The organism is Acinetobacter cumulans, from assembly GCF_003024525.3.
GTDB lineage: Bacteria > Pseudomonadota > Gammaproteobacteria > Pseudomonadales > Moraxellaceae > Acinetobacter > Acinetobacter cumulans.
Genome location: NZ_CP035934.2, coordinates 1008895 through 1028518 on the forward strand (window position 1 = coordinate 1008895; position 19624 = coordinate 1028518).

General features: G+C 40.3%; 16 protein-coding genes, 1 tRNA gene and 1 other RNA gene. 9 read left to right on the plus strand and 9 right to left on the minus strand.

Going from position 1 to position 19624, the window contains the following annotated elements; translation table 11 throughout:
• Positions 1-4: 4 nt before the first annotated feature.
• Positions 5-1717: a tetratricopeptide repeat protein gene (locus tag C9E88_RS04740; RefSeq protein ID WP_106984559.1), complete on the minus strand. Its 1713-nt coding sequence runs from the start codon at positions 1715-1717 to the stop codon at positions 5-7.
• Positions 1718-1795: 78 nt separating this feature from the next.
• Here C9E88_RS04740 and hemA point away from each other — a divergent pair, with 78 nt between their 5' ends.
• Positions 1796-3079, plus strand: coding sequence for a glutamyl-tRNA reductase (hemA, locus tag C9E88_RS04745; protein ID WP_106984520.1), 1284 nt, complete (start codon positions 1796-1798; stop codon positions 3077-3079).
• Positions 3080-3142: 63 nt separating this feature from the next.
• Here hemA and C9E88_RS04750 read toward each other — a convergent pair whose 3' ends face one another.
• Together C9E88_RS04750 and C9E88_RS04755 are read right to left on the minus strand one after the other, a co-directional pair.
• Positions 3143-5077, minus strand: coding sequence for a DNA primase (locus tag C9E88_RS04750; protein WP_106984521.1), 1935 nt, complete (start codon positions 5075-5077; stop codon positions 3143-3145).
• A gap of 222 nt (positions 5078-5299) precedes the next feature.
• A complete protein-coding gene (locus C9E88_RS04755; RefSeq protein WP_106984522.1) occupies positions 5300-6292 on the minus strand; it encodes an outer membrane protein assembly factor BamD in 993 nt (330 codons plus the stop codon).
• A gap of 71 nt (positions 6293-6363) precedes the next feature.
• Here C9E88_RS04755 and rluD point away from each other — a divergent pair, with 71 nt between their 5' ends.
• The 4 genes from rluD to C9E88_RS04775 all read left to right on the plus strand — a co-directional run bounded on the left by rluD (position 6364) and on the right by C9E88_RS04775 (position 10508).
• Positions 6364-7416 carry a 23S rRNA pseudouridine(1911/1915/1917) synthase RluD gene (gene rluD, locus C9E88_RS04760; protein ID WP_106984523.1) on the plus strand — a complete coding sequence of 351 codons (1053 nt, stop codon included), beginning with the start codon at positions 6364-6366 and terminating at the stop codon, positions 7414-7416.
• A gap of 102 nt (positions 7417-7518) precedes the next feature.
• Positions 7519-8259, plus strand: coding sequence for a peptidoglycan editing factor PgeF (gene pgeF / locus C9E88_RS04765; protein WP_106984524.1), 741 nt, complete (start codon positions 7519-7521; stop codon positions 8257-8259).
• Between the two features lie 40 nt (positions 8260-8299).
• Positions 8300-8851 carry a flavodoxin family protein gene (locus C9E88_RS04770; RefSeq protein WP_106984525.1) on the plus strand — a complete coding sequence of 184 codons (552 nt, stop codon included), beginning with the start codon at positions 8300-8302 and terminating at the stop codon, positions 8849-8851.
• A 232-nt stretch (positions 8852-9083) separates the two neighbouring features.
• Positions 9084-10508 carry a hypothetical protein gene (locus C9E88_RS04775; protein ID WP_106984526.1) on the plus strand — a complete coding sequence of 475 codons (1425 nt, stop codon included), beginning with the start codon at positions 9084-9086 and terminating at the stop codon, positions 10506-10508.
• Positions 10509-10594: 86 nt separating this feature from the next.
• On the opposite strand, the gene smpB is transcribed toward C9E88_RS04775, so the two are convergent.
• On the minus strand, positions 10595-11074 hold the full coding sequence (gene smpB, locus C9E88_RS04780) for an SsrA-binding protein SmpB (protein ID WP_106984527.1): 480 nt from the start codon (positions 11072-11074) through the stop codon (positions 10595-10597).
• Positions 11075-11210: 136 nt separating this feature from the next.
• On the opposite strand from smpB, the gene coaD reads away from it, so the two are divergent.
• From coaD to C9E88_RS04800, 4 genes are all read left to right on the plus strand, one after another.
• Entirely contained in the window at positions 11211-11702 is a 492-nt protein-coding gene (gene coaD / locus C9E88_RS04785) for a pantetheine-phosphate adenylyltransferase (RefSeq protein WP_106984528.1), read from the plus strand.
• 1 nt (position 11703) lies between these two features.
• Complete coding sequence (locus C9E88_RS04790; RefSeq protein WP_106984529.1) at positions 11704-11967, plus strand: YfhL family 4Fe-4S dicluster ferredoxin; 264 nt, start codon at positions 11704-11706, stop codon at positions 11965-11967.
• A 26-nt stretch (positions 11968-11993) separates the two neighbouring features.
• Positions 11994-12371, plus strand: an RNA gene (rnpB, locus tag C9E88_RS04795) — RNase P RNA component class A.
• 73 nt (positions 12372-12444) lie between these two features.
• Positions 12445-12521 (plus strand) — tRNA-Met (locus C9E88_RS04800).
• A 103-nt stretch (positions 12522-12624) separates the two neighbouring features.
• Here the strand turns inward: C9E88_RS04800 and C9E88_RS04805 are convergent.
• The 5 genes from C9E88_RS04805 to carB form a co-directional block, all read right to left on the minus strand.
• A complete protein-coding gene (locus C9E88_RS04805) occupies positions 12625-14064 on the minus strand; it encodes a P-loop ATPase, Sll1717 family (RefSeq protein ID WP_106984530.1) in 1440 nt (479 codons plus the stop codon).
• A gap of 32 nt (positions 14065-14096) precedes the next feature.
• On the minus strand, positions 14097-14711 hold the full coding sequence (locus tag C9E88_RS04810; RefSeq protein ID WP_106984531.1) for a CatB-related O-acetyltransferase: 615 nt from the start codon (positions 14709-14711) through the stop codon (positions 14097-14099).
• Between the two features lie 56 nt (positions 14712-14767).
• A complete protein-coding gene (locus C9E88_RS04815) occupies positions 14768-15640 on the minus strand; it encodes a class I SAM-dependent methyltransferase (RefSeq protein WP_106984532.1) in 873 nt (290 codons plus the stop codon).
• 178 nt (positions 15641-15818) lie between these two features.
• Positions 15819-16298 carry a transcription elongation factor GreA gene (gene greA / locus C9E88_RS04820; RefSeq protein WP_106984533.1) on the minus strand — a complete coding sequence of 160 codons (480 nt, stop codon included), beginning with the start codon at positions 16296-16298 and terminating at the stop codon, positions 15819-15821.
• 91 nt (positions 16299-16389) lie between these two features.
• Complete coding sequence (gene carB / locus C9E88_RS04825; protein ID WP_106984534.1) at positions 16390-19620, minus strand: carbamoyl-phosphate synthase large subunit; 3231 nt, start codon at positions 19618-19620, stop codon at positions 16390-16392.
• Between the last annotated feature and the right edge of the window lie 4 nt (positions 19621-19624).

Consider the following 19624-nt stretch of genomic DNA (forward strand, 5'->3'; position numbering starts at 1 on the left):
GGGTTTAACTCTTTTTAATATATTGAGGTAACAATAGCGAATTTAATTGATCTAATTGCGGATCATTTGGGTATTTTTGTTGCAGTTGCTGTAACACTTGGTTGAATTTATTCATATCACCTTGCATAAAAATAGCACGAGCATAGCGTGTGCCAATATTGACGCTATGGCTTAAGTTGTAAGCTTTTTCGAGCACTTGTGCAGAGGTGATAAAGTCATTTTGTAAAAAGCAAATATAGCCCAATGTATCTAAAATAGATGCTTGTTCTGGTGCATATTCCAGCGCATGTTCGACATAACTACGCGCTTCATCTAAGCGTCTATTTTGCATTGCCAAGGTGTAGGCATAAGCATTGAGATAGGTTGGGCTATTGGGTTCTAATCTGAGTAGTTTTTTGAGTAAGTTGTCGAGTTTTTCCCGATCTTGAAAAGGATCAAGCATCAGCACTTCGGCATAAATCAGCTCTGGATCATCAGGCAAGTTTTTAACGGCTTCATCTAATAAGCGCACAGCTGCTTTTTTATTGTTCATTCGCTTTAAAATATCAGCCTGAGCAAGATATAAAAAGCTGGCATGCTGGGGGTAGTTCACACGCTCTTGGGTTAAAAATCGTAGTGCATCGTTAAGTTTGTCTTGTTCAGCAAATATATGAATCATATTGCGACGTGAAACCGTATATAAACTGCCGTCTACTAAGCGATAGTAGGCTTTAGCAGTTTCAAAGTGTTGTTTTCGCTCAGCATTGACTGCAAGATAATAGTAGGCTTCATTTTGATATTGTGCTGAATAACGTAGTTCGACCAAATATTTTTCGGCCTGTTCATAATGCTCTAAATCAATACTGGTTAAGCCTGCAATAAAAAGTGCCTCATCGGTTTTTGGCCATTTCTTGAGTAAATCTTCTAGTTTGCTCAGGGCTAATTCTGATCGATTGATATTGATTAAATACTTTGCTTCCGCAAGGCGAATATCGATATTGTTGCGATGCTTATGACTGGCTTTAGCATACCAATTGACGGTGTCATCCACATTGCCTAAGGCATTTAAAATATTGGCTTTTAATAAAATATAACTGGTGACTTTAGGGCGCTTATTGAGTGCAAGATTAATAGTGCTGAGGGCATTCTCTAGCTGGTTGTTTTGAGCTTCTAAGCCTGCAATAAGTACCAAAATAGATGGGTTGGAACTCTCTTTGCTTGCCCTTAATGCGCGAATTAAAAAGTCACGATCTTCCTCAGACTCAGGAGAAATTCCAGTTAAAATTTGAGCTAAATCAGCATTTGGATCAATATTTAATATCTTATTTAAGGTATCTGCAGCCAAATCATATTCATGTGTTTTGAGGGCAATATGCGCCAAGTAGAACATGGCTGGCACATCTTCAGGTTCTTGTACCACCCAAAATGTTGCGATGTCTAAAGCCGCACGTAGATCATTTTGTTCAATTGCAATATTTAATGCGCGTTGTTTAACCGTTGTTGAATTGCTTTTTATGGCCAAAACAGTGTAATTATGAACTGCGGTAGGAATATCGTCATAAGCCAGTGCAAACTCAGCAATCATGCTTTGCTTGAGTGCATCATAATTTGAATTTGCATGGTAAAATTCTCCAGATGCTCGAATTTGAGCACTAGAAGCCATGCTACCAAGTAACAAGAATGTGGTAGAATACTGCTTTATTGTCACGCCGCTAATTCGGTTATTTGTTTGACGCAATTTTTCTTGATCCAAGTAATGCTTTTTATGACACCGATGTTGCACAATAGCATAAATTTAGCGAAATGATGACCTGATATGTCTTTCTTTGCATTAGGTGTCAATCATCAAACCGCCTCTGTAGAGCTACGCGAACAGATTGCATTTAACCCAGAAAAGTTAAGTGCTTTACTCGCGGAGCAGAGTCAGTGTGCCGATTTAAACGACATGGTTGTGGTCTCGACTTGTAATCGGACTGAAGTCTATGCGATGTCTGAAAATGCAGACATGGTGATGAATTGGCTCGCACAATCAAATGGTTTAGATGTTCGGCAGTTAAGCAATCATGTTTATCGCTATGAAAATGCCAATGCGGTAACACATCTGATGCGTGTGGCAAGTGGTCTTGATTCATTGATGTTGGGCGAGCCACAAATTTTGGGTCAAGTCAAAACAGCATTGTCTTTGGCCAAAGATGCTTCTACCGTTTCACCAAATTTAAACCGTATCTTTGAATATGCCTTTTATGCAGCCAAGCGTGTACGCTCGGAAACTGCTGTAGGTAGTCATGCTGTATCAATGGGATATGCTGTAGCGCAACTGGCGTTGCAGGTGTTTAGTAAGCCTGAACAGCTGACCGTCATGGTGGTGGCTGCTGGCGAAATGAATAGCTTAGTGGCAAAGCATTTGGCTGAAATGGGTGTGGGTAAAATCATTATCTGTAACCGCACTCGCAGTCGTGCCGAAGCATTAGCACAAGAAATCGCACATCGTGTTGATGTAGAAATTATCGAATTTTCTCAGTTAGCAGAAAATCTGCACCGTGCAGATGTGATTTCGAGCTGTACGGGGAGTTTGCATCAGGTCATTCATTTTGCAGATGTAAAAGCAGCACTCAAAAAGCGCCGTTATAAGCAGATGTTATTGGTTGATTTAGCTGTACCACGTGATATTGAACCTAAAGTTGAAACACTAGATGGCGTGTATTTGTACGGTGTAGATGACTTACAGTCTGTAATCGATGAAAACCTTGCACAGCGTCGCCAAGCTGCAGTAGAAGCAGAGGTGATGGTCAATCAATTGGCCACAGAATTAATTACACAGCAAAAAGTGAATCTTGCGGGTGAGACAATTCATGCTTATCGTCAGCAGGGGCAAGAGTTGGGTCAAGCAGAGCTGAGCTTGGCATTGGCACGTTTGCAAAAAGGTGAAGATGCGAGCAAGGTGGTAGAAGAGCTAACGCATCGACTTACTCAAAAGCTACTCCATCCGACATCTGTATTATTGCGTCATGCAGCAGCATCAGAAGATCCAGCATATTTTGAAATGCTTCAGCAAGATTTAATTGAAACAGCAGAAAAGCGTCGTAAACCTAAAAAGTAAATACATGAAAAGGTTGCTTAAAGTTTGTGCTGTATTTTAAGTCAAAAAGAAAATGAAGATCGCTTATTCGTCTATGAGGGTAAGCGATCTTTTTTTATCAATATCATAAATGCGCTGTTTTAAATTTCTCATCTCAGACAAACTGGCAAATTTTTTCGATTTTAATTTTTGCTGTAGGAATTGATATTGCAGTTTGGTCGAAAAGTCGGCTGCAAGTTTATCAGCCTGTTCGGGTGAAGAGGTATAGTCGTCTACATTGGCCTGAGGTAGAATCTGGGCTAATTCATGATGGTAATTAGCACAAGCGCCCATCACATAATAACTCGACAATTCTGGATCATCAGGTAAGTCATCAAAAATGATGTTTAAGACATTTAAGATTTTAAATAACAGTTGATCTTGTGGAACCAACGCACGTAAAGGTTCAAAGTGAATATATAAGTAAGGATGATTCATTAAAATTGCGATGACATATTCTTCAGCATCAATTTTAGTACTGAAGCTGAGGGAAGCATCTGTGTTGACTTGAGGTTGCCAACGTTTATTAAAACCAAGCTTTTCTCGGAAATACTGCTGTAATAAGTAGCGATATGACCCCGCTTTTGGTAAAAGCTCAGTTAAGTTGCGTAGTTCACCCATCACCTGACTTTTGCCTTCAGGTGAAGCAATATCTTGTTCACGTGTCAGTTGTGCAAATACAAATTCGGACAGAAGCGGAGAGGTGTCTAATAAACGACGGAAGTTTTCAATTCCTTCACGACGGATTAATGAGTCTGGGTCGTGATCATTTGGTAGTACAAAGAATTTTAATTCACGACCATCATTGAGTAAGGGTAGGGCAATTTCCAGTGTGCGACGGGCTGCTTTTTGGCCTGCAGCATCACCATCAAAGGCCAAAGTAATACGGTTATTCTTTTTATCATTTTGATTAAAAAGAATATTGAGATGTTCTGTATTGCTGGCTGTTCCTAAAGTCGCTACAGCACCAGCAACACCATATTGCTGCAAGGCGATCACGTCCATATAGCCTTCGACCATAAGCCAGTCATGGGCTTTTTGCTTACGTCCTTCATATAGGCCGTACAGCAATTGGTTTTTATGGAAAACTTCGGAATCAGGGGAGTTGATATATTTGGGTTTAATTTCGTCGTTAAGTGCACGACCACCAAAGCCAACAACCCGACCTTTTACATCTCGAATTGGGAAAATCACACGGTCGCGTAATAAGTTAAAGCTACGGCCATTATCATTGGTACGAATAAGTCCCAGTAACTTAATGCCTTCAATATCTTGCGGAAATGCTTTTTCTAAATGTTGCCAATCTTCGGGTGCATAGCCCAAACGCCAATAAGCAATGGTGTCGCTTGTTAGGCCACGTTGTTTAAAATATTGCTGTGCTGTTTGGCTTTGAGGTAATTTTTGTTCATAAAATTGCGCAATATTTTCCAACAAATCATACAAATTACCATCTTGAGTGACTTCTTCAGGCACATTGAATTGATCAAAGCCTACGAATGGGTCTTGAAAAGCAGATTCGTCAAATACTTGAAATTCAGCAAATGGGTCATGTTCTAAATTGGGGGTAAATGCGTCATTGCTGGTTTGTGCTTTAGTTGGATTGTCTTTATTTGGCGCAACTGTAGCTGCAGTGACTTTGGGTTTGGCTGCTTCGCGTTTGTATTTAAGTTTATTGGCGTCGCGGTTATCTTTAGGTAACTCAATTCCTGTCTGACTCGACAAATCCTTCATGACATCCACAAAATTGCGACTGCCAATATCCATTAAAAAGCGAATGGCATTCCCGTTGGCTTGGCAACCAAAACAGTGAAAATATTGTTTATCGCGATAAACATGAAAAGAAGGTGATTTTTCTTGATGGAAAGGGCAACAGCCTGAATAGGTACGGCCAGTCTTTTTCAATTTCACGAATTGACCAATCACATCGACAATGTCGGTGCGATCTAAAATTTGATCAATTGTATGTTGAGGGATAGCCATGCCGTTGCCGATTTAATCTAGAAATTTAATGTGAAACAAATAAGAAATTGTTTTTACAGCACAAATATTGAGTGATTCAATAAGCGTAGCTGTAGGATAAAAGGTTTAAGTCTATCTTTTATACAATTGTTGAGCTGTTGAGCACAAGCCCAAAACTAAAATATAAAAGGGCAAGTATGATAACTTGCCCTATGAAAAATTGCACCCAGAATAGCGGTGGAATTACTCAGCTGGTTTCTCAATGGTCGTCGTTTCAGTTTTTGGACGGTCCAGTAGGCCGAAACTCAAACGATTTGTGAGGCTACGGTCGTCATTGTCAGCAGAAGACTGGGTCTTGCTGTCTTGCTCAGAGTGCGTACGACCTTCTTTACCAAAAATACCAAGGGTGGCACGGTTGATTAAACTGCCGTCACTACGTGCTGCACGCATATTCACTGTGCCATCTGCTTTTACAAGCTCAGGATAGTTTTGTTTTAAAACGTTAATATATTGTTGAGCAGTGGCTTTATCACCAAGTTTTTCATAACCGTATGCTGTGGTTGCCAGTGCTTCTGGAATTTGTGGGGTTTGAGGATAGTGTTCAATGACCCAAAGTGAACGTTCAATAGCGGCCAAATAAGCTTTACGCTTAATATTGAAACGTGCCGCATTCATTTCACTTTCAGCCAATTCTTGGCCAATAAATTTCATGCGCTGTGCTGCATCTACCGCATATTCGCTAGATGGATAGCGACGAATAAAGTCGACAAAGTTTTGATATGCAAGTTTTAAATAGCTCACATCACGATGTGCTTGCTTTAAAGAAGTGTAACGAAGTAGGCCATCATAGTTTTGTTCCATGTTTGAAACGCCACGAACATAATAAGCATAATCTACTTTCGGGTGTTGTGGGTTTAGGCGAATAAAGCGGTCTGCTAAAGCCACTGCACCTTCATAATCTTTTTGCTGGAATTTCACATACAACAATTCAAGCTGCGCTTGTGTTGCATAATTACCTGTTGGGTAATACGTTTCTAAAGCTTCTAGGTGTTTTGCGGCATCTGTATATTGATGACGATCTAACGCTTTTTGTGCTTTTTCAATATAAACTTGCTCACTAGAGAGTGGGCCAGTATCTACAACTTCTTTTTTGGGATTGCTGCTGCAGCCTACCATTGCCGATGCAATGCCAATTGTTAGAGCAAGCATTGTCATTTTATAATGTGGTAGTGACATAAAAATTCCTCTGTTATTACGGGCAATGAGCTACAATTGCACTATTAAACCACTTTTGTCTGAATGAGCAAATGAGTCAAGCACAATCTTCCAATTCTACTTTCCCTGAAACTGATTTCAATTTACTTGAAGATTCTGAGGATGCAGATAACCATACTTCAGACTCAACTGCAACACGTTTATCGTTGCAATTTCAATTGGATGAAAGCTATCTGGGACAGCGTATAGATCAAGTTGCAGCAGCAGTTTGGTCAGACTTTTCACGTGAGAAGCTAAAACAATGGATTAAAGACGGCAGTTTGCTGGTCGATGGCGTAGTCGTAAAGCCAAAATTTAAATGTGAAGGTGTTGAATTATTAAGCCTTGATGTTGAATTAGAGCCTCAAACACGCAGTTTGCCTGAAAATATTCCATTGGATATTGTTTATGAAGATGATGATATTATTGTCATTAATAAACCCGTAGGTATGGTTGTACACCCAGGTGCCGGTAACATTACAGGTACTTTGGTGAATGCCTTGCTGTATCACTATCCAAAATCTGTTGAACTTGCACGTGCAGGTTTGGTACATCGTATCGATAAAGATACTTCGGGCTTATTGGTTGTTGCAAAAAATCTTGAAGCTCAGTTCGCTTTAAGCCGTCAACTTGAGAAAAAATCGGTTTACCGTATTTACGATTTAGTTGTATATGGCAACATTATTGCGGGTGGCACAGTAGATCAACCGATTAAGCGTCATCCAGTTGACCGTGTAAAAATGGCCGTGTTGCCAGGCGGTAAAGATGCGGTTACACATTACAACGTCAAAGAACGTTTCCAACATTTTACACGTGTACAAGCTCGCTTAGAAACAGGTCGTACGCACCAAATTCGTGTGCACTTTACTTATATTGGTCATGGCTTGGTGGGCGATCAAGTATATGTGCCACGTGTGCGTTTACCTGCAGGTGCTTCTGAGTTATTAGAAGACACTTTACGTGGTTTTAGACGTCAAGCACTTCATGCAGCTAAACTCGGTCTAGTGCATCCACGTACACGTGAAGACATGATGTTTGAAGCACCTTGGCCTGAAGACTTTACACAATTGGTTGAAGTCTTACGCACAGAAAATAAAGCGTACTAATTTCAATATGAAATTAAGCCCATATAAAGTCAATCTAAGTTGCCTGAGTATGGGCTTTTTTCGTTATGATGGGTTTAATGTTGTAAATGAAAGGGAATGGACATGCAGTTTGTTGAAGGCTTGCCAAAAGGGATCTATGTTGGTCAGACCCGTGTACACCACGCGCAGACCTTGGCAACTAGCAATGAAGCACTCAGTGGATTTAATTTAGCATTACATGTTCAGGATGATGCACAGCGTGTGCAACACCACCGTATGGCCTTGCTTAATGACTTTGCTGTTTATGGCGTAAATAAAGTCACATGGATGACGCAAACCCACAGCACGATGTGTCATACCATTAATGAACAAATTCCTTTTGAAGCATTAGAGGGAGATGGCTTGGTCACTCAGCGTCAAGGCCATGCGCTGATGATGATGACAGCAGATTGTTTACCTGTGGTTTTGGGCAATGCAATGGGCACTGAAGTTGCAAATTTGCATGCAGGTTGGCGCGGTTTGGCAGGCGGTATTATTGAAAACACCATTGCAGAAATGCAAACAGCGCCAACATGGGCGTGGTTAGGTGCGGCCATTAGCCAAGCGTGTTTTGAAATTGGTGCAGAAGTAAAACATGCATTTTGCTCAAAATATCCTGCCTTAGAAGATGCCTTTAAAACAGGTGAAAAAGCCGATAAATATTATGCAGACCTATATGCTATTGCGCGTTACATTTTAGCCCAACATGGGGTACAGACCATTTTAGGTGGCGATCAATGCTCATACAGCCAAGCAAACGAGTATTTTTCATATCGCCGTCATGCCGAAACAGGGCGCATGGCAACATTCGTGTTTATGGCTTGAAAATGTTAAACTTGAGTGAATCTATCAGCTTTTAATTGTTATGTCTTTGTCTGATCAATCTCTCGCTATTGTTTATCACAGTCCATACGGGCATACCGCTAAAGTTGCTGATTTTATTGCACAAGGGGCTCGAAAAGTCGGGGTTCAAGTTCATTTAATGGATATTGAACATTTAGATTGGGAAGCACTAGATGCAGCTCAAGCGATTGTATTTGGTTGCCCAACTTATATGGGTAATCTTACCTCGGGCTTAAAGCTATTTATGGAGCAGTCTTCTAAGCGTTGGCTCGCGCGTTCATGGCAAGGCAAATTAGCTGCGGGTTTTACCAATGGTGGTGGATTGAGTGGTGATAAGTTGGCTGTCTTACAGCAAATTAACTTATTTGCCATGCAACATGGCATGTTGTGGTCAGGTTTACCGATGATGCCTACAGGCCGTGGCACTCAAGATTTGAATCGTATGTCGAGCTTTTTAGGATTAATGACACAATCTGACAATGCACCTGTAGAAGTAACACCACCTTCAGGAGATTTGCAAACTGCACTTTGGTTTGGTGAGTATTTGGGATTATTGTTAAGTCGCCTTAAATAATAATGTGTTGTTGGAATTAATTGTTAATATATATTTCAACTATAAATGAATGAAAAGCCAAAAGAAATTGCTTACTTTTGGCTTTTTTTTGCCTTGAAATTGGCATTTTATAGGGTTTTAGTGTGAATTTAGTCACATAATGATATACAAATTTGAGATATTTCTTGTTCTAATCTTCTCATAAAACCGCCGAGGACGGCGCGATTAAAAAAGAAAAGAAGGATGAGCTAAAATGAAAAGAACAGAACTTGTCGTTGCGCTTACGCTCTGTTTTGCAAATAGCGTATATGCAGCAGATGGGCTAAATCTCTTGGACGATCAGGAGCTCTCCAAAGTCAATGGTCAAGCTTTACTGAGCATGACCGTAACCGATCCAGAATTTACCAATGTGCAAATGAAAGCAGAAAATATTGGCTTTTATAAGCTTGGTATGGATGCTGTCATGGATTTAAACATTAATGTGAAGAGCTTAAAACTCGGCTGTGGCGGTGTAAATGGTGCAGGTGGCTGTGATATCGATATTGATAATTTAAGCCTGAGCGGGCAAAGCAATACTGCAGATGGACGAGCATCATCTTCTGCTCAACTCACCAATCCATTTATTGAGTTTGCAGTGAAAAACCCTAAAAGTGCAGCTGCACGTGAAATTGTAGGTTTCCGTTTGAGTGCAGATAAAGTTGTGGGCTCGCTCACTACGGGGACTGAAAATAGTTCTAAACCTAATGGGATTAATAGTTTATCTGGTTATATGAAAGTACAGTCAGACAGCAGTGGCACCATTAAAGGCTTAGCCAGCACTGCAGGCACACGATACAATTTATATGGCTCAAATCAATACGGCAATCTTTCTGTTAATGGCCGATTACAAGCCTTAGGTTTAGGCGGAATTGCAGAAGTTGCATTTACCACCACGGCGGGTGGTTTTAATATTCCAGATATCAATAACAACCCATTTACCACGCCCGCAATCGTGGTGAATGGTACACGTATGAAATCCGTCACACTGGTATCTCGGGTAAATGTACCTGATATTTTGTTGGGCGATGATAAGAGTGGTTATGCGCCTGAAGGTAAAGTTAATTACGACCCAACCACTGGATACCCAACAGGTGTTACTGCTTTGGGCGGAAAGGTAACAGCAACCGTGACCAGTTGTAATTTATTGGCTTGTTTATTGGCACCAACAAACTCTAAGTTTGAAAATGTATATATGAACGGAAAAATTACCGGCGTAACTGCGGATTTAACATTGAATCAGTCTTTGGGCTTAATTCATAATTTACCGATCAACTCCGCCGTATCCCTAAGTTTGCAAAAGCAAGCGGTCAAATGGTTGGGCACCAATGATGATGATATTGCACAAAAAGGTTGGTGGTTGTCTGCAAAAGATCCAGTCAATATTGGTGAAGTAATCCCACAAGATTTGATTAATATTGATCAACTGTTCCCACAAATTGGTACGGCCGTCAGTGATTATTTACAAAAGAATCCTGCCAAAACCAATGATTTGGGGGGCTTGTTAAAGCTAGGTGCATTAACTGCCAATATTGGTAATATTGATTTGAGTAACACGCCATTGAAATTAAATGTTGAAAACTTAATTTTAAAAGGCCAAAGCTTTGCATCTAACTGCTATGGTGGTTTGAAATTCTGCTAATCCAACACATTGAACAGGTTTAGTTAAAGCATATAAGTAAAAAACCTCCGCATTAGGAGGTTTTTTTACAGATAAAAAATAAATTTTTATTTGTGCATAATGCGGGCTTTGTCACGTTGCCAGTCACGGTCTTTTTCAGTTGCACGTTTATCGTGCAATTGCTTACCTTTTACTAAGGCAATTTCCAGCTTGGCATTTGGACCTTTCCAATAACATGCCAGTGGTACACATGAATAACCTTTTTGATTAATCGCGCCCATGAGTTTTTCAATTTCACGGCGGTTGAGTAAAAGCTTACGTGTACGCGTTGCTTCAGGTACAACATGCGTAGAAGCACTGAGTAGGGGCTGAATCTGCGCGCCAAATAGAAAAGCTTCGCCATTTTTAAAAGTAATATAACTTTCAACAATGGTCATACGGCCTGCACGCATTGATTTGACTTCCCAACCTTGTAAAGAAAGTCCTGCTTCAAATTTTTCTTCAATAAAATAATCGTGGCGTGCACGCTTGTTGAGTGCAATAGTGCCGCCGTTATTTTTTTTAACTACAATACTTGCTTTCGCCATAATCTGATACTTCCAAACTTAAGACTATTGTACCCGAACTTACATAGATATGAAGTTTTTAAATGATGGAGTTTCTTCACCCAAAAACAAGATTTTGCTAAAATATAGTCCTACAAAATAAACTGAGTACAAATGGATGTCTAAAACTCGCGTAATTTATCCGGGTACATTTGATCCCATTACCAATGGTCATATTGATTTGGTTACACGTGCAGCTCGCATGTTTGATGAAGTTGTGGTTGCAATTGCGATTGGGCATCATAAAAATCCGGTATTTAGTTTGGAAGAACGTGTCGAGTTGGCAAAGGATTCTTTGAGCCATTTGAACAATGTTGAATTTGTAGGATTTGATGGTTTGCTGGTGAATTTTTTTCATGAGCAAAATGCCACAGCGGTATTGCGCGGTTTACGCGCCGTATCGGATTTTGAGTATGAGTTCCAATTGGCCAACATGAACCGCCAATTAGACCCACACTTTGAAGCGGTGTTTTTAACACCATCTGAACAGTATTCATTTATTTCAAGTACCTTGGTACGTGAAATTGCTCGCTTACAAGGTGATGTAACGAAATTTGTTCCTGCAAATGTCGAAGCTGCCTTTAAGCGCAAACTTAAACAAGGCTGGTAGAGTGTCTTTATATATCACCGATGAATGCATCAATTGTGATGTTTGCGAACCTGTATGCCCAAATGAGGCAATTTTTATGGGGGAGGTCATTTATGAAATTAACCCTAATTTATGTACAGAGTGCGTTGGGCATCATGATAAACCGCAATGCCAATTGTTTTGTCCTGTCGACTGTATTCCGCTTGATCCCAATCATGCGGAAACGCAGGATGAGCTATTTGCAAAGTATGAAAAACTGACTGCTCAAAAAACATCAAGCAATTAGTTCAAATTTTTGCTAAGATGCGCCTCGAAGTGAGCCAGACGATCGCTGCTGTGGAAATCTCCGTGATTGAAGCAGGGGAGGAAAGTCCGGGCTTCATAGGGCAAGGTGCCAGGTAACGCCTGGGCGGTGTAAACCGACGGCAAGTGCAGCAGAGAGAAGACCGCCTTCATTATGTTTTCGAGCAATCGGAATCGGAGGTAAGGGTGAAAGGGTGCGGTAAGAGCGCACCGCATGGCTGGTAACAGTTCATGGCGAGGTAAACCCCACCGGAAGCAAGACCAAATAGGGATCCAATAGGCATGGCCCATGCTGGATCCGGGTAGGTCGCTTGAGCGTATGAGTGATTGTGCGCCTAGAGGAATGATCGTTCTAGACAGAACCCGGCTTATCGGCTCACTTCAACAAATTTTGATCAATTAAGCGCATTAGGTACTTGACGTACCGTGGATAAAACCACATAATGCGCGCACAGTTTAAGGCTATGTAGCTCAGTTGGTTAGAGCACCGCACTCATAATGCGGGGGTCACAAGTTCAAGTCTCGTCATAGCCACCATATTCTGAAAAAACCCGCTCCGATTGAGCGGGTTTTTTTATCTAAGGTAAATATTTTTTAATTAAAAAAAGCACCTAAATTTCAGGTGCTTTAACTAGATTTATTAACTACGTAGTCCTAAGTATTCCCAATAAGAAATATGTATTGACCAAGTGAAATCATTATTTCTATTCATCTGGGTATTAAATAGATCAGGATCATCATTATATGAGGTAAAGTTATTTTCATCTTTTCGAGAAATTAAACCTATTTTATAAGCAAAATTTCCTAGGTCATGTGCATCTTTGTAATCTAAACCATCAATTTTACCTATTTGTTCAGGTGAACGTCCTCTTATGAAATAACTCTCAATAGCAAAAATTAGTTCGTTATAATTATATTCTTTTTTATGGCCTCTAAAGCTATCAATGAATTTATCTAACTCTTTAAATTGATGCTTGTGCTCTTTAATTAGATCAGATTTTCTTTTTTCACCGAATGTGTGCAAAATTTGATTGATATGCTCTAAGCTTACTTTTTGCTTACGTGGGTTTTCGGCGGCTTTTTCTAATGCCATTCGACATACTTGATTTAGCCATCTTGGTCTCTTATTTGAAAAAGATTGGATAGCAAAAAATATAGATTGTTCTTTGTTTTGCCAAGTAATAGGAGATTCAAAGACAACTTTAATTAAATCATGATATTGATTTTCATAATTATATTTTGCTTCTTTTGATGTTGGATATTTCCTATTTATATAGGCTAATATTTGTTTTGATAAAATGTCTCTTATTTGTCTAGATGACCAACTTATTTCTGTAATGTACTGTTCCCATTTATCTAAATCCTCTAATGTTCTGAGATTGGACCATACATCAGATCTAATTGTTGATCTTATAAAAAGACCGTTCATTTCATTGGAAAGTGATCTAATAGCACTGAAGAATGCGCCAACACGTGCTTGATTGAGAGCGTCATCTAGATATTTTGCATCGATATCATCTATAAGAAACCAAATTTCAATATTTTGATTTTCTTCTTGGAATCTATTGAGCAATGTAATTGGATCAACTTTATTAGTAATTTTTTTTTCGGGTAATAAAGGGATCTTTAGTGTAAGTCGATCGATCAAAGCACTTAGTAAATTTCTGCCCTTGAGACCATTTAGTTCGGATGCTTCAACTAAAGATATATCTGTATCATTCAGTGCAATAGAAATTTTAGAACCAATTTCAATATTTATTCTTTGGCAAATTACTTGTTTCCAGTAATTTTCGAGATAAGCTTGGTCAGTACTATGGAAATTCCCAAGACCTAATAAATTATTTCCTGTTTCCCTAATTACAAACTTTTTATTATTATCTAAAAGTTTTTGGTGAAAGACTGATAATAAAGCAGATTTTCCCATACCCTTTTTAGCGCTAACTACACTAATTTTCTTGTCAAAATTAAAAAATTTGGAAAATTTAGGATTCTCTACGAAATAGCTTTCGAGAACGTTAATATCCTCATCTTCGCCAGCCTCATTACCAAAAATTTCATCATTTAAATTTATTCTAAGCATTTAAAAATTTTCAAAAATATAGTTGGATGAATTTACAGTATATTAAAAAGCCTTTCAATATCATTACTTTGAAAATCATCCCGCATCTTTAAAAACTGCTTTTCATCTAAGTCATAGAGTCTTAGAGAAAGCAGTTTTTCTATATCTTCTTCGGAGAAGCGGTATTTAATAATTTTTGCAGGTACACCGCCTACGACTGCATAAGGTGGCACATCTTTGGTTACGACTGTACCTGTGGCGACTACAGCACCTTCGCCAAGCGTCACACCTTGCATAATCATGGCACGAGAGCCAATCCAGCAACCATCACCAATAATGGTATCGCCTGCAGGTACAAAACTGCGCGTATCGAATGGAAAAGCTGAAATCCAGTCCGTACGGTGCAATTGATTGCCACCCATCATAATCACGCACTCTGCGCCAAAACAGACAAAATTACCGATATGTAGCTGATCAATTGGTTTATCTACAGTTGAAGGCTTGTCATGCAAATAACGCACGACACAGCGCTCAAAGCCCTGATCCCAGTAAGCTGAGTAATAGCTATAATTGCCCTTAATATGAATATTGGGGTTTTTAACTGTTTTAGAGATAAACTCAAATTCACACCAATGATTCACAGGAGAATTAATCAATTTTTCAGACATACAATTTAAAAAGCTAAACAAGTGCAGTGCTATTTTATATCACTGGGTGCAAAAGTCTAAATAAACTGTAAACGGATTAAATGTGCTGCATCTGTATGACGTATTCCATTCTTACGCCATGCTAGATAATGCTCTGTAATATCTTTTCCAGTTAAATCTTCTACAACAAGATAGCCCAAATCCCGCATTAAGTCGTGCAGTTGTTGTGTATTAAAAAAACCAATGATTGGTTCATTGAGTAAGTGTGTCACTTGACTGAGTAACATGGTGCCAAGGCGTTCAATACCCTGTAAATTTTGATATGGCACCGAATAATCAAACACAAGTTCACTGTCAATGGCGGCGCAACTTGCCAGATCTTTTAAAGTACTGAGTGTTGTTTCTGGTTTGAGATAATGTGTTGTGCCTAGCCAAGAAAAATGTGCAATTTGATTGGCATCGTAGCTACTTTTTCCAAGTGCCTCACTGAGTTTTTCTTGTTCAAAATTAATGGGCACAAATGCGACATTCTCTGGAATTTTTCCATGTTCGCTTAAAATTTTAATTTTTAGTGCTTGAGTATCTGGATGATCAACTTCGTAAATTTTGACATCAGGGTATTTGGCTGCAGCACGTAAAGCAAAAGAATCTAGGCCAGCGCCAATCATCACATATTGCTTTACGCCACGATCGAGCGCTTCGTATAGCCAGTCCTCACTATAAGCCGAACGTAATGCAACTTGTGTGACCAGCAAATCCCATGCGTGTCGTACGGGCGACGTTTTTAATAGTCGCATGAGCGCCTTATTTGAAAGTATAAATCGCCATGCGGGACTGGTCATGTTGATAGCATAAGCATCATGAAATAACGGTGGCTGATTGCTAAGGTTGTCGTAAGCGCGAATAGCGGCTGCTGCTTGAGCGGTATTGCTGGCACGTCCATTTTTCATAATGCATGCACACTTCAATTATTTTAATTTGATGTGATTACACTAATAGAATGCGCAAAATTTGCAATGACAATAATGATTTAAACGTTTGAATGTTGTTGCAAGTTGGCAAGTAAGTATTTTCAAATGGCAATAAAAAACCCCTCTAAAGAGGGGCTTCAATGGTGAATCATTTCAATTAAGAAAGGTATTCAACTTTAACAACTTCATATTCAACTTCACCATTTGGTGTTTGAATTTTTGCTTCGTCGCCTTCATTTTTACCCAAAAGACCACGTGCAATCGGTGAGTTCACAGAGATTTTATTAATTTTAAAATCAGCTTCGTCATCACCAACAATACGGTAAGTTTTTTGTTCTTCAGTGTCTAGGTTTTCAATCGTCACTGTTACACCAAATACGACACGACCGTTTTGCTCAAGGTCTTTTACATCAACAACTTGGCATGCACCTAGTTTGCCTTCGATGTCTTGAATACGACCTTCACAGAAACCTTGTTGCTCACGGGCTGCATGATATTCTGCATTTTCTTTTAAGTCACCGTGTTCGCGTGCTTCAGCAATAGAAGCAGTAATACGTGGGCGATCCACAGTTTTAAGTTGGTGTAATTCTTTCTCTAAGGCAATTTTGCCTTCAGGAGTCATAGGATAACGTTGCATGGTTGTCCCTCAAAAAATTGTCAAAAAGACAAAGTATATAAATGAAAAAAGCCCGCCACCAAGAAGGTGACGGGACTTCTCGGTAGCTTAATTAACCTTTGGTAAGGTCTTGCAAGCGGTATACATCCATTGGCAATTTAATTGCTAGGGCTTGGCATACAGCATCTGCACCGTTTAATGTAGTGGTGTTGTACACTTTACCTTGGAGTGCTGAACGGCGGATAGAGAATGAATCCTCTTGTGCCTTTTTACCTTCAGTCGTGTTGATCACAAGGTGGATTTCGCCGTTTTTAATACGGTCCACAATGTTAGGACGACCTTCAGTGACTTTATTCACGCGCTCACATTCAAGACCAGCTTCACTGATAACGTTAAATGTACCATCAGTCGCAAGAATCTTGAAGCCTAAATCAATAAGTTGTTTCGCAATGCCTGCAGCACGTGGCTTGTCTGAATCACGCACTGAAATAAATGCATGTTTCACTTCACCTTCAGTTGGTAGGCCAGGTAAACGTTCGTTTGCACCTAAAACAGCTTTGTAGAATGCTTCACCAAATGTTTTACCCACACCCATTACTTCACCTGTAGATTTCATCTCAGGTCCAAGAATTGGGTCAACGCCAGGGAACTTGTTGAATGGGAACACTGCTTCTTTTACAGAGAAGTGCTCAGGGATAATCTCTGCAGTGAATCCTTGAGATTCTAGAGATTGACCTGCCATACAACGTGCAGCCACTTTCGCTAAAGATTCGCCGATGCACTTAGATACGAATGGAACAGTACGTGATGCACGTGGGTTCACTTCTAAGATGTAAACGTCATTACCTTTAACAGCAAACTGTACGTTCATCAAACCAATTACGCCAAGCTCTTTCGCCATTGCAATTGTTTGACGGCGCATTTCGTCCTGTACTTCTTTAGATAAAGAGTAAGGAGGGATAGAACATGCAGAGTCACCAGAGTGAATACCAGCTTGTTCGATGTGCTGCATGATACCGCCGATCACAACGTCTTTACCGTCAGATACGCAGTCTACGTCAACTTCGATTGCGTCATCTAGGAAACGGTCAAGAAGTACTGGCGCTTCGTTTGATGCTTGAACCGCGTCACGTAAGTAGCGTTTTAATTCTTCGTCGTTGTAAACGATTTCCATTGCACGACCACCCAATACATAAGAAGGGCGTACTACAAGTGGATAACCAACTTTCGCAGCTTCAGCCATACCTTCTTCAGCAGATTTTACGATGCTGTTGTTTGGTTGGCGAAGTTGTAGACGTTGAATCATTTGTTGGAAACGTTCACGGTCTTCTGCACGGTCAATCGCGTCAGGTGAGGTACCAATAATTGGCGCACCAGCTTCTTCCAAAGCACGAGCCAATTTTAAAGGTGTTTGACCACCGTACTGTACGATAATGCCTTTAGGCTTCTCGATACGCACGATTTCAAGTACATCTTCAAGTGTAATTGGTTCGAAGTACAAACGATCTGATGTGTCGTAATCTGTAGAAACAGTTTCAGGGTTACAGTTCACCATGATTGTTTCATAGCCGTCATCACGCATAGCAAGCGCTGCGTGTACACAGCAGTAATCGAATTCGATACCTTGACCAATACGGTTAGGACCGCCACCAATTACCATGATCTTGTCACGAGTTGAAGGATTTGCTTCACATTCTTCATCGTAAGTTGAGTACATGTAAGCTGTGTCAGATTCGAATTCTGCAGCACATGTATCCACACGTTTGTAAACTGGCGTTACGCCCAAGTTCCAACGGTGTTTACGGAATTGTTTTTGTGAAATGCCCATCAAGTTCGCAATGCGAAGATCTGATAAACCTTTACGTTTGAATGAACGGATGTTGTCCGCGTTCAAATCACCAAAACCTAAAGTTTTGATTTGGTTTTCAGATTTGATGATGTCTTCGATTTGGATTAAGAACCAACGGTCGATATTGGTTGCAGCAAATACTTCGTCTAGTGTGAAACCATGACGGAATGCATCGCCTACATACCAAATACGCTCAGGACCTGGAACTTTAAGCTCTTGTAAGATTTTCTCACGCGCGCCCTCAGAACCCACTTCGATTTTTTCGTCAAAACCACAAGCGCCAACTTCAAGACCACGAAGGGCTTTTTGTACAGACTCTTGGAAGTTACGACCAATCGCCATCACTTCACCTACAGATTTCATCTGAGTTGTAAGCGTTGCGTCAGCTTGTGAGAATTTTTCGAAGTTGAAACGTGGAATCTTTGTTACAACGTAGTCGATCGCAGGTTCGAACGAAGCAGGAGTTGTACCGCCAGTGATGTCATTTTTCAATTCATCAAGGGTATAGCCAACAGCCAATTTCGCAGCGATTTTTGCAATTGGGAAGCCAGTTGCTTTAGATGCAAGGGCAGATGAACGAGAAACACGTGGGTTCATCTCGATCACAACCATACGGCCGTCTTTCGGGTTGATACCAAACTGCACGTTAGAACCGCCAGTTTCAACACCAATTTCACGAAGTACAGCTAAAGATGCATTACGGAGTAATTGGAATTCTTTGTCTGTTAATGTTTGTGCAGGAGCAACAGTGATTGAGTCACCTGTGTGCACGCCCATTGGGTCAAAGTTTTCAATGGTACATACAATGATACAGTTGTCGTTTTTGTCACGAACAACTTCCATTTCGTATTCTTTCCAACCAATTAACGATTCATCGATCAATAATTGTTTAGTCGGAGAAAGATCGAAACCGCGTTCACAGATTTCAATGAACTCTTCACGGTTGTAAGCGATACCACCACCTGAACCACCCATCGTGAATGATGGACGGATAATTACAGGGAAGCCGAAACGTGCTTGGATTTCCAAAGCGTGTTCCATGCTTTCTGCAACGTCAGCACGTGGGCATTCCAAACCGATTTTGCGCATTGCGATATCGAAAAGTTTACGGTCTTCCGCTTTTTCGATTGCTTCTTTGGTCGCGCCAATCAATTCAACATTGTATTTTTCTAAAATACCGTGCTCATCAAGTGCAAGCGCACAGTTCAATGCAGTTTGACCACCCATTGTAGGAAGAACAGCATCTGGGCGTTCTTTCTCAATGATTGCAGCTACAGTTTGCCAAGTGATTGGCTCGATGTAAGTGGCGTCTGCCATAGCAGGGTCAGTCATAATCGTAGCAGGGTTCGAGTTTACAAGAATAACTCGGTAACCTTCTTCACGAAGCGCTTTACACGCTTGAGCACCTGAGTAGTCAAACTCACATGCCTGACCGATGACAATCGGACCAGCACCAATAATTAAGATGCTTTTAATGTCAGTACGTTTAGCCATGATG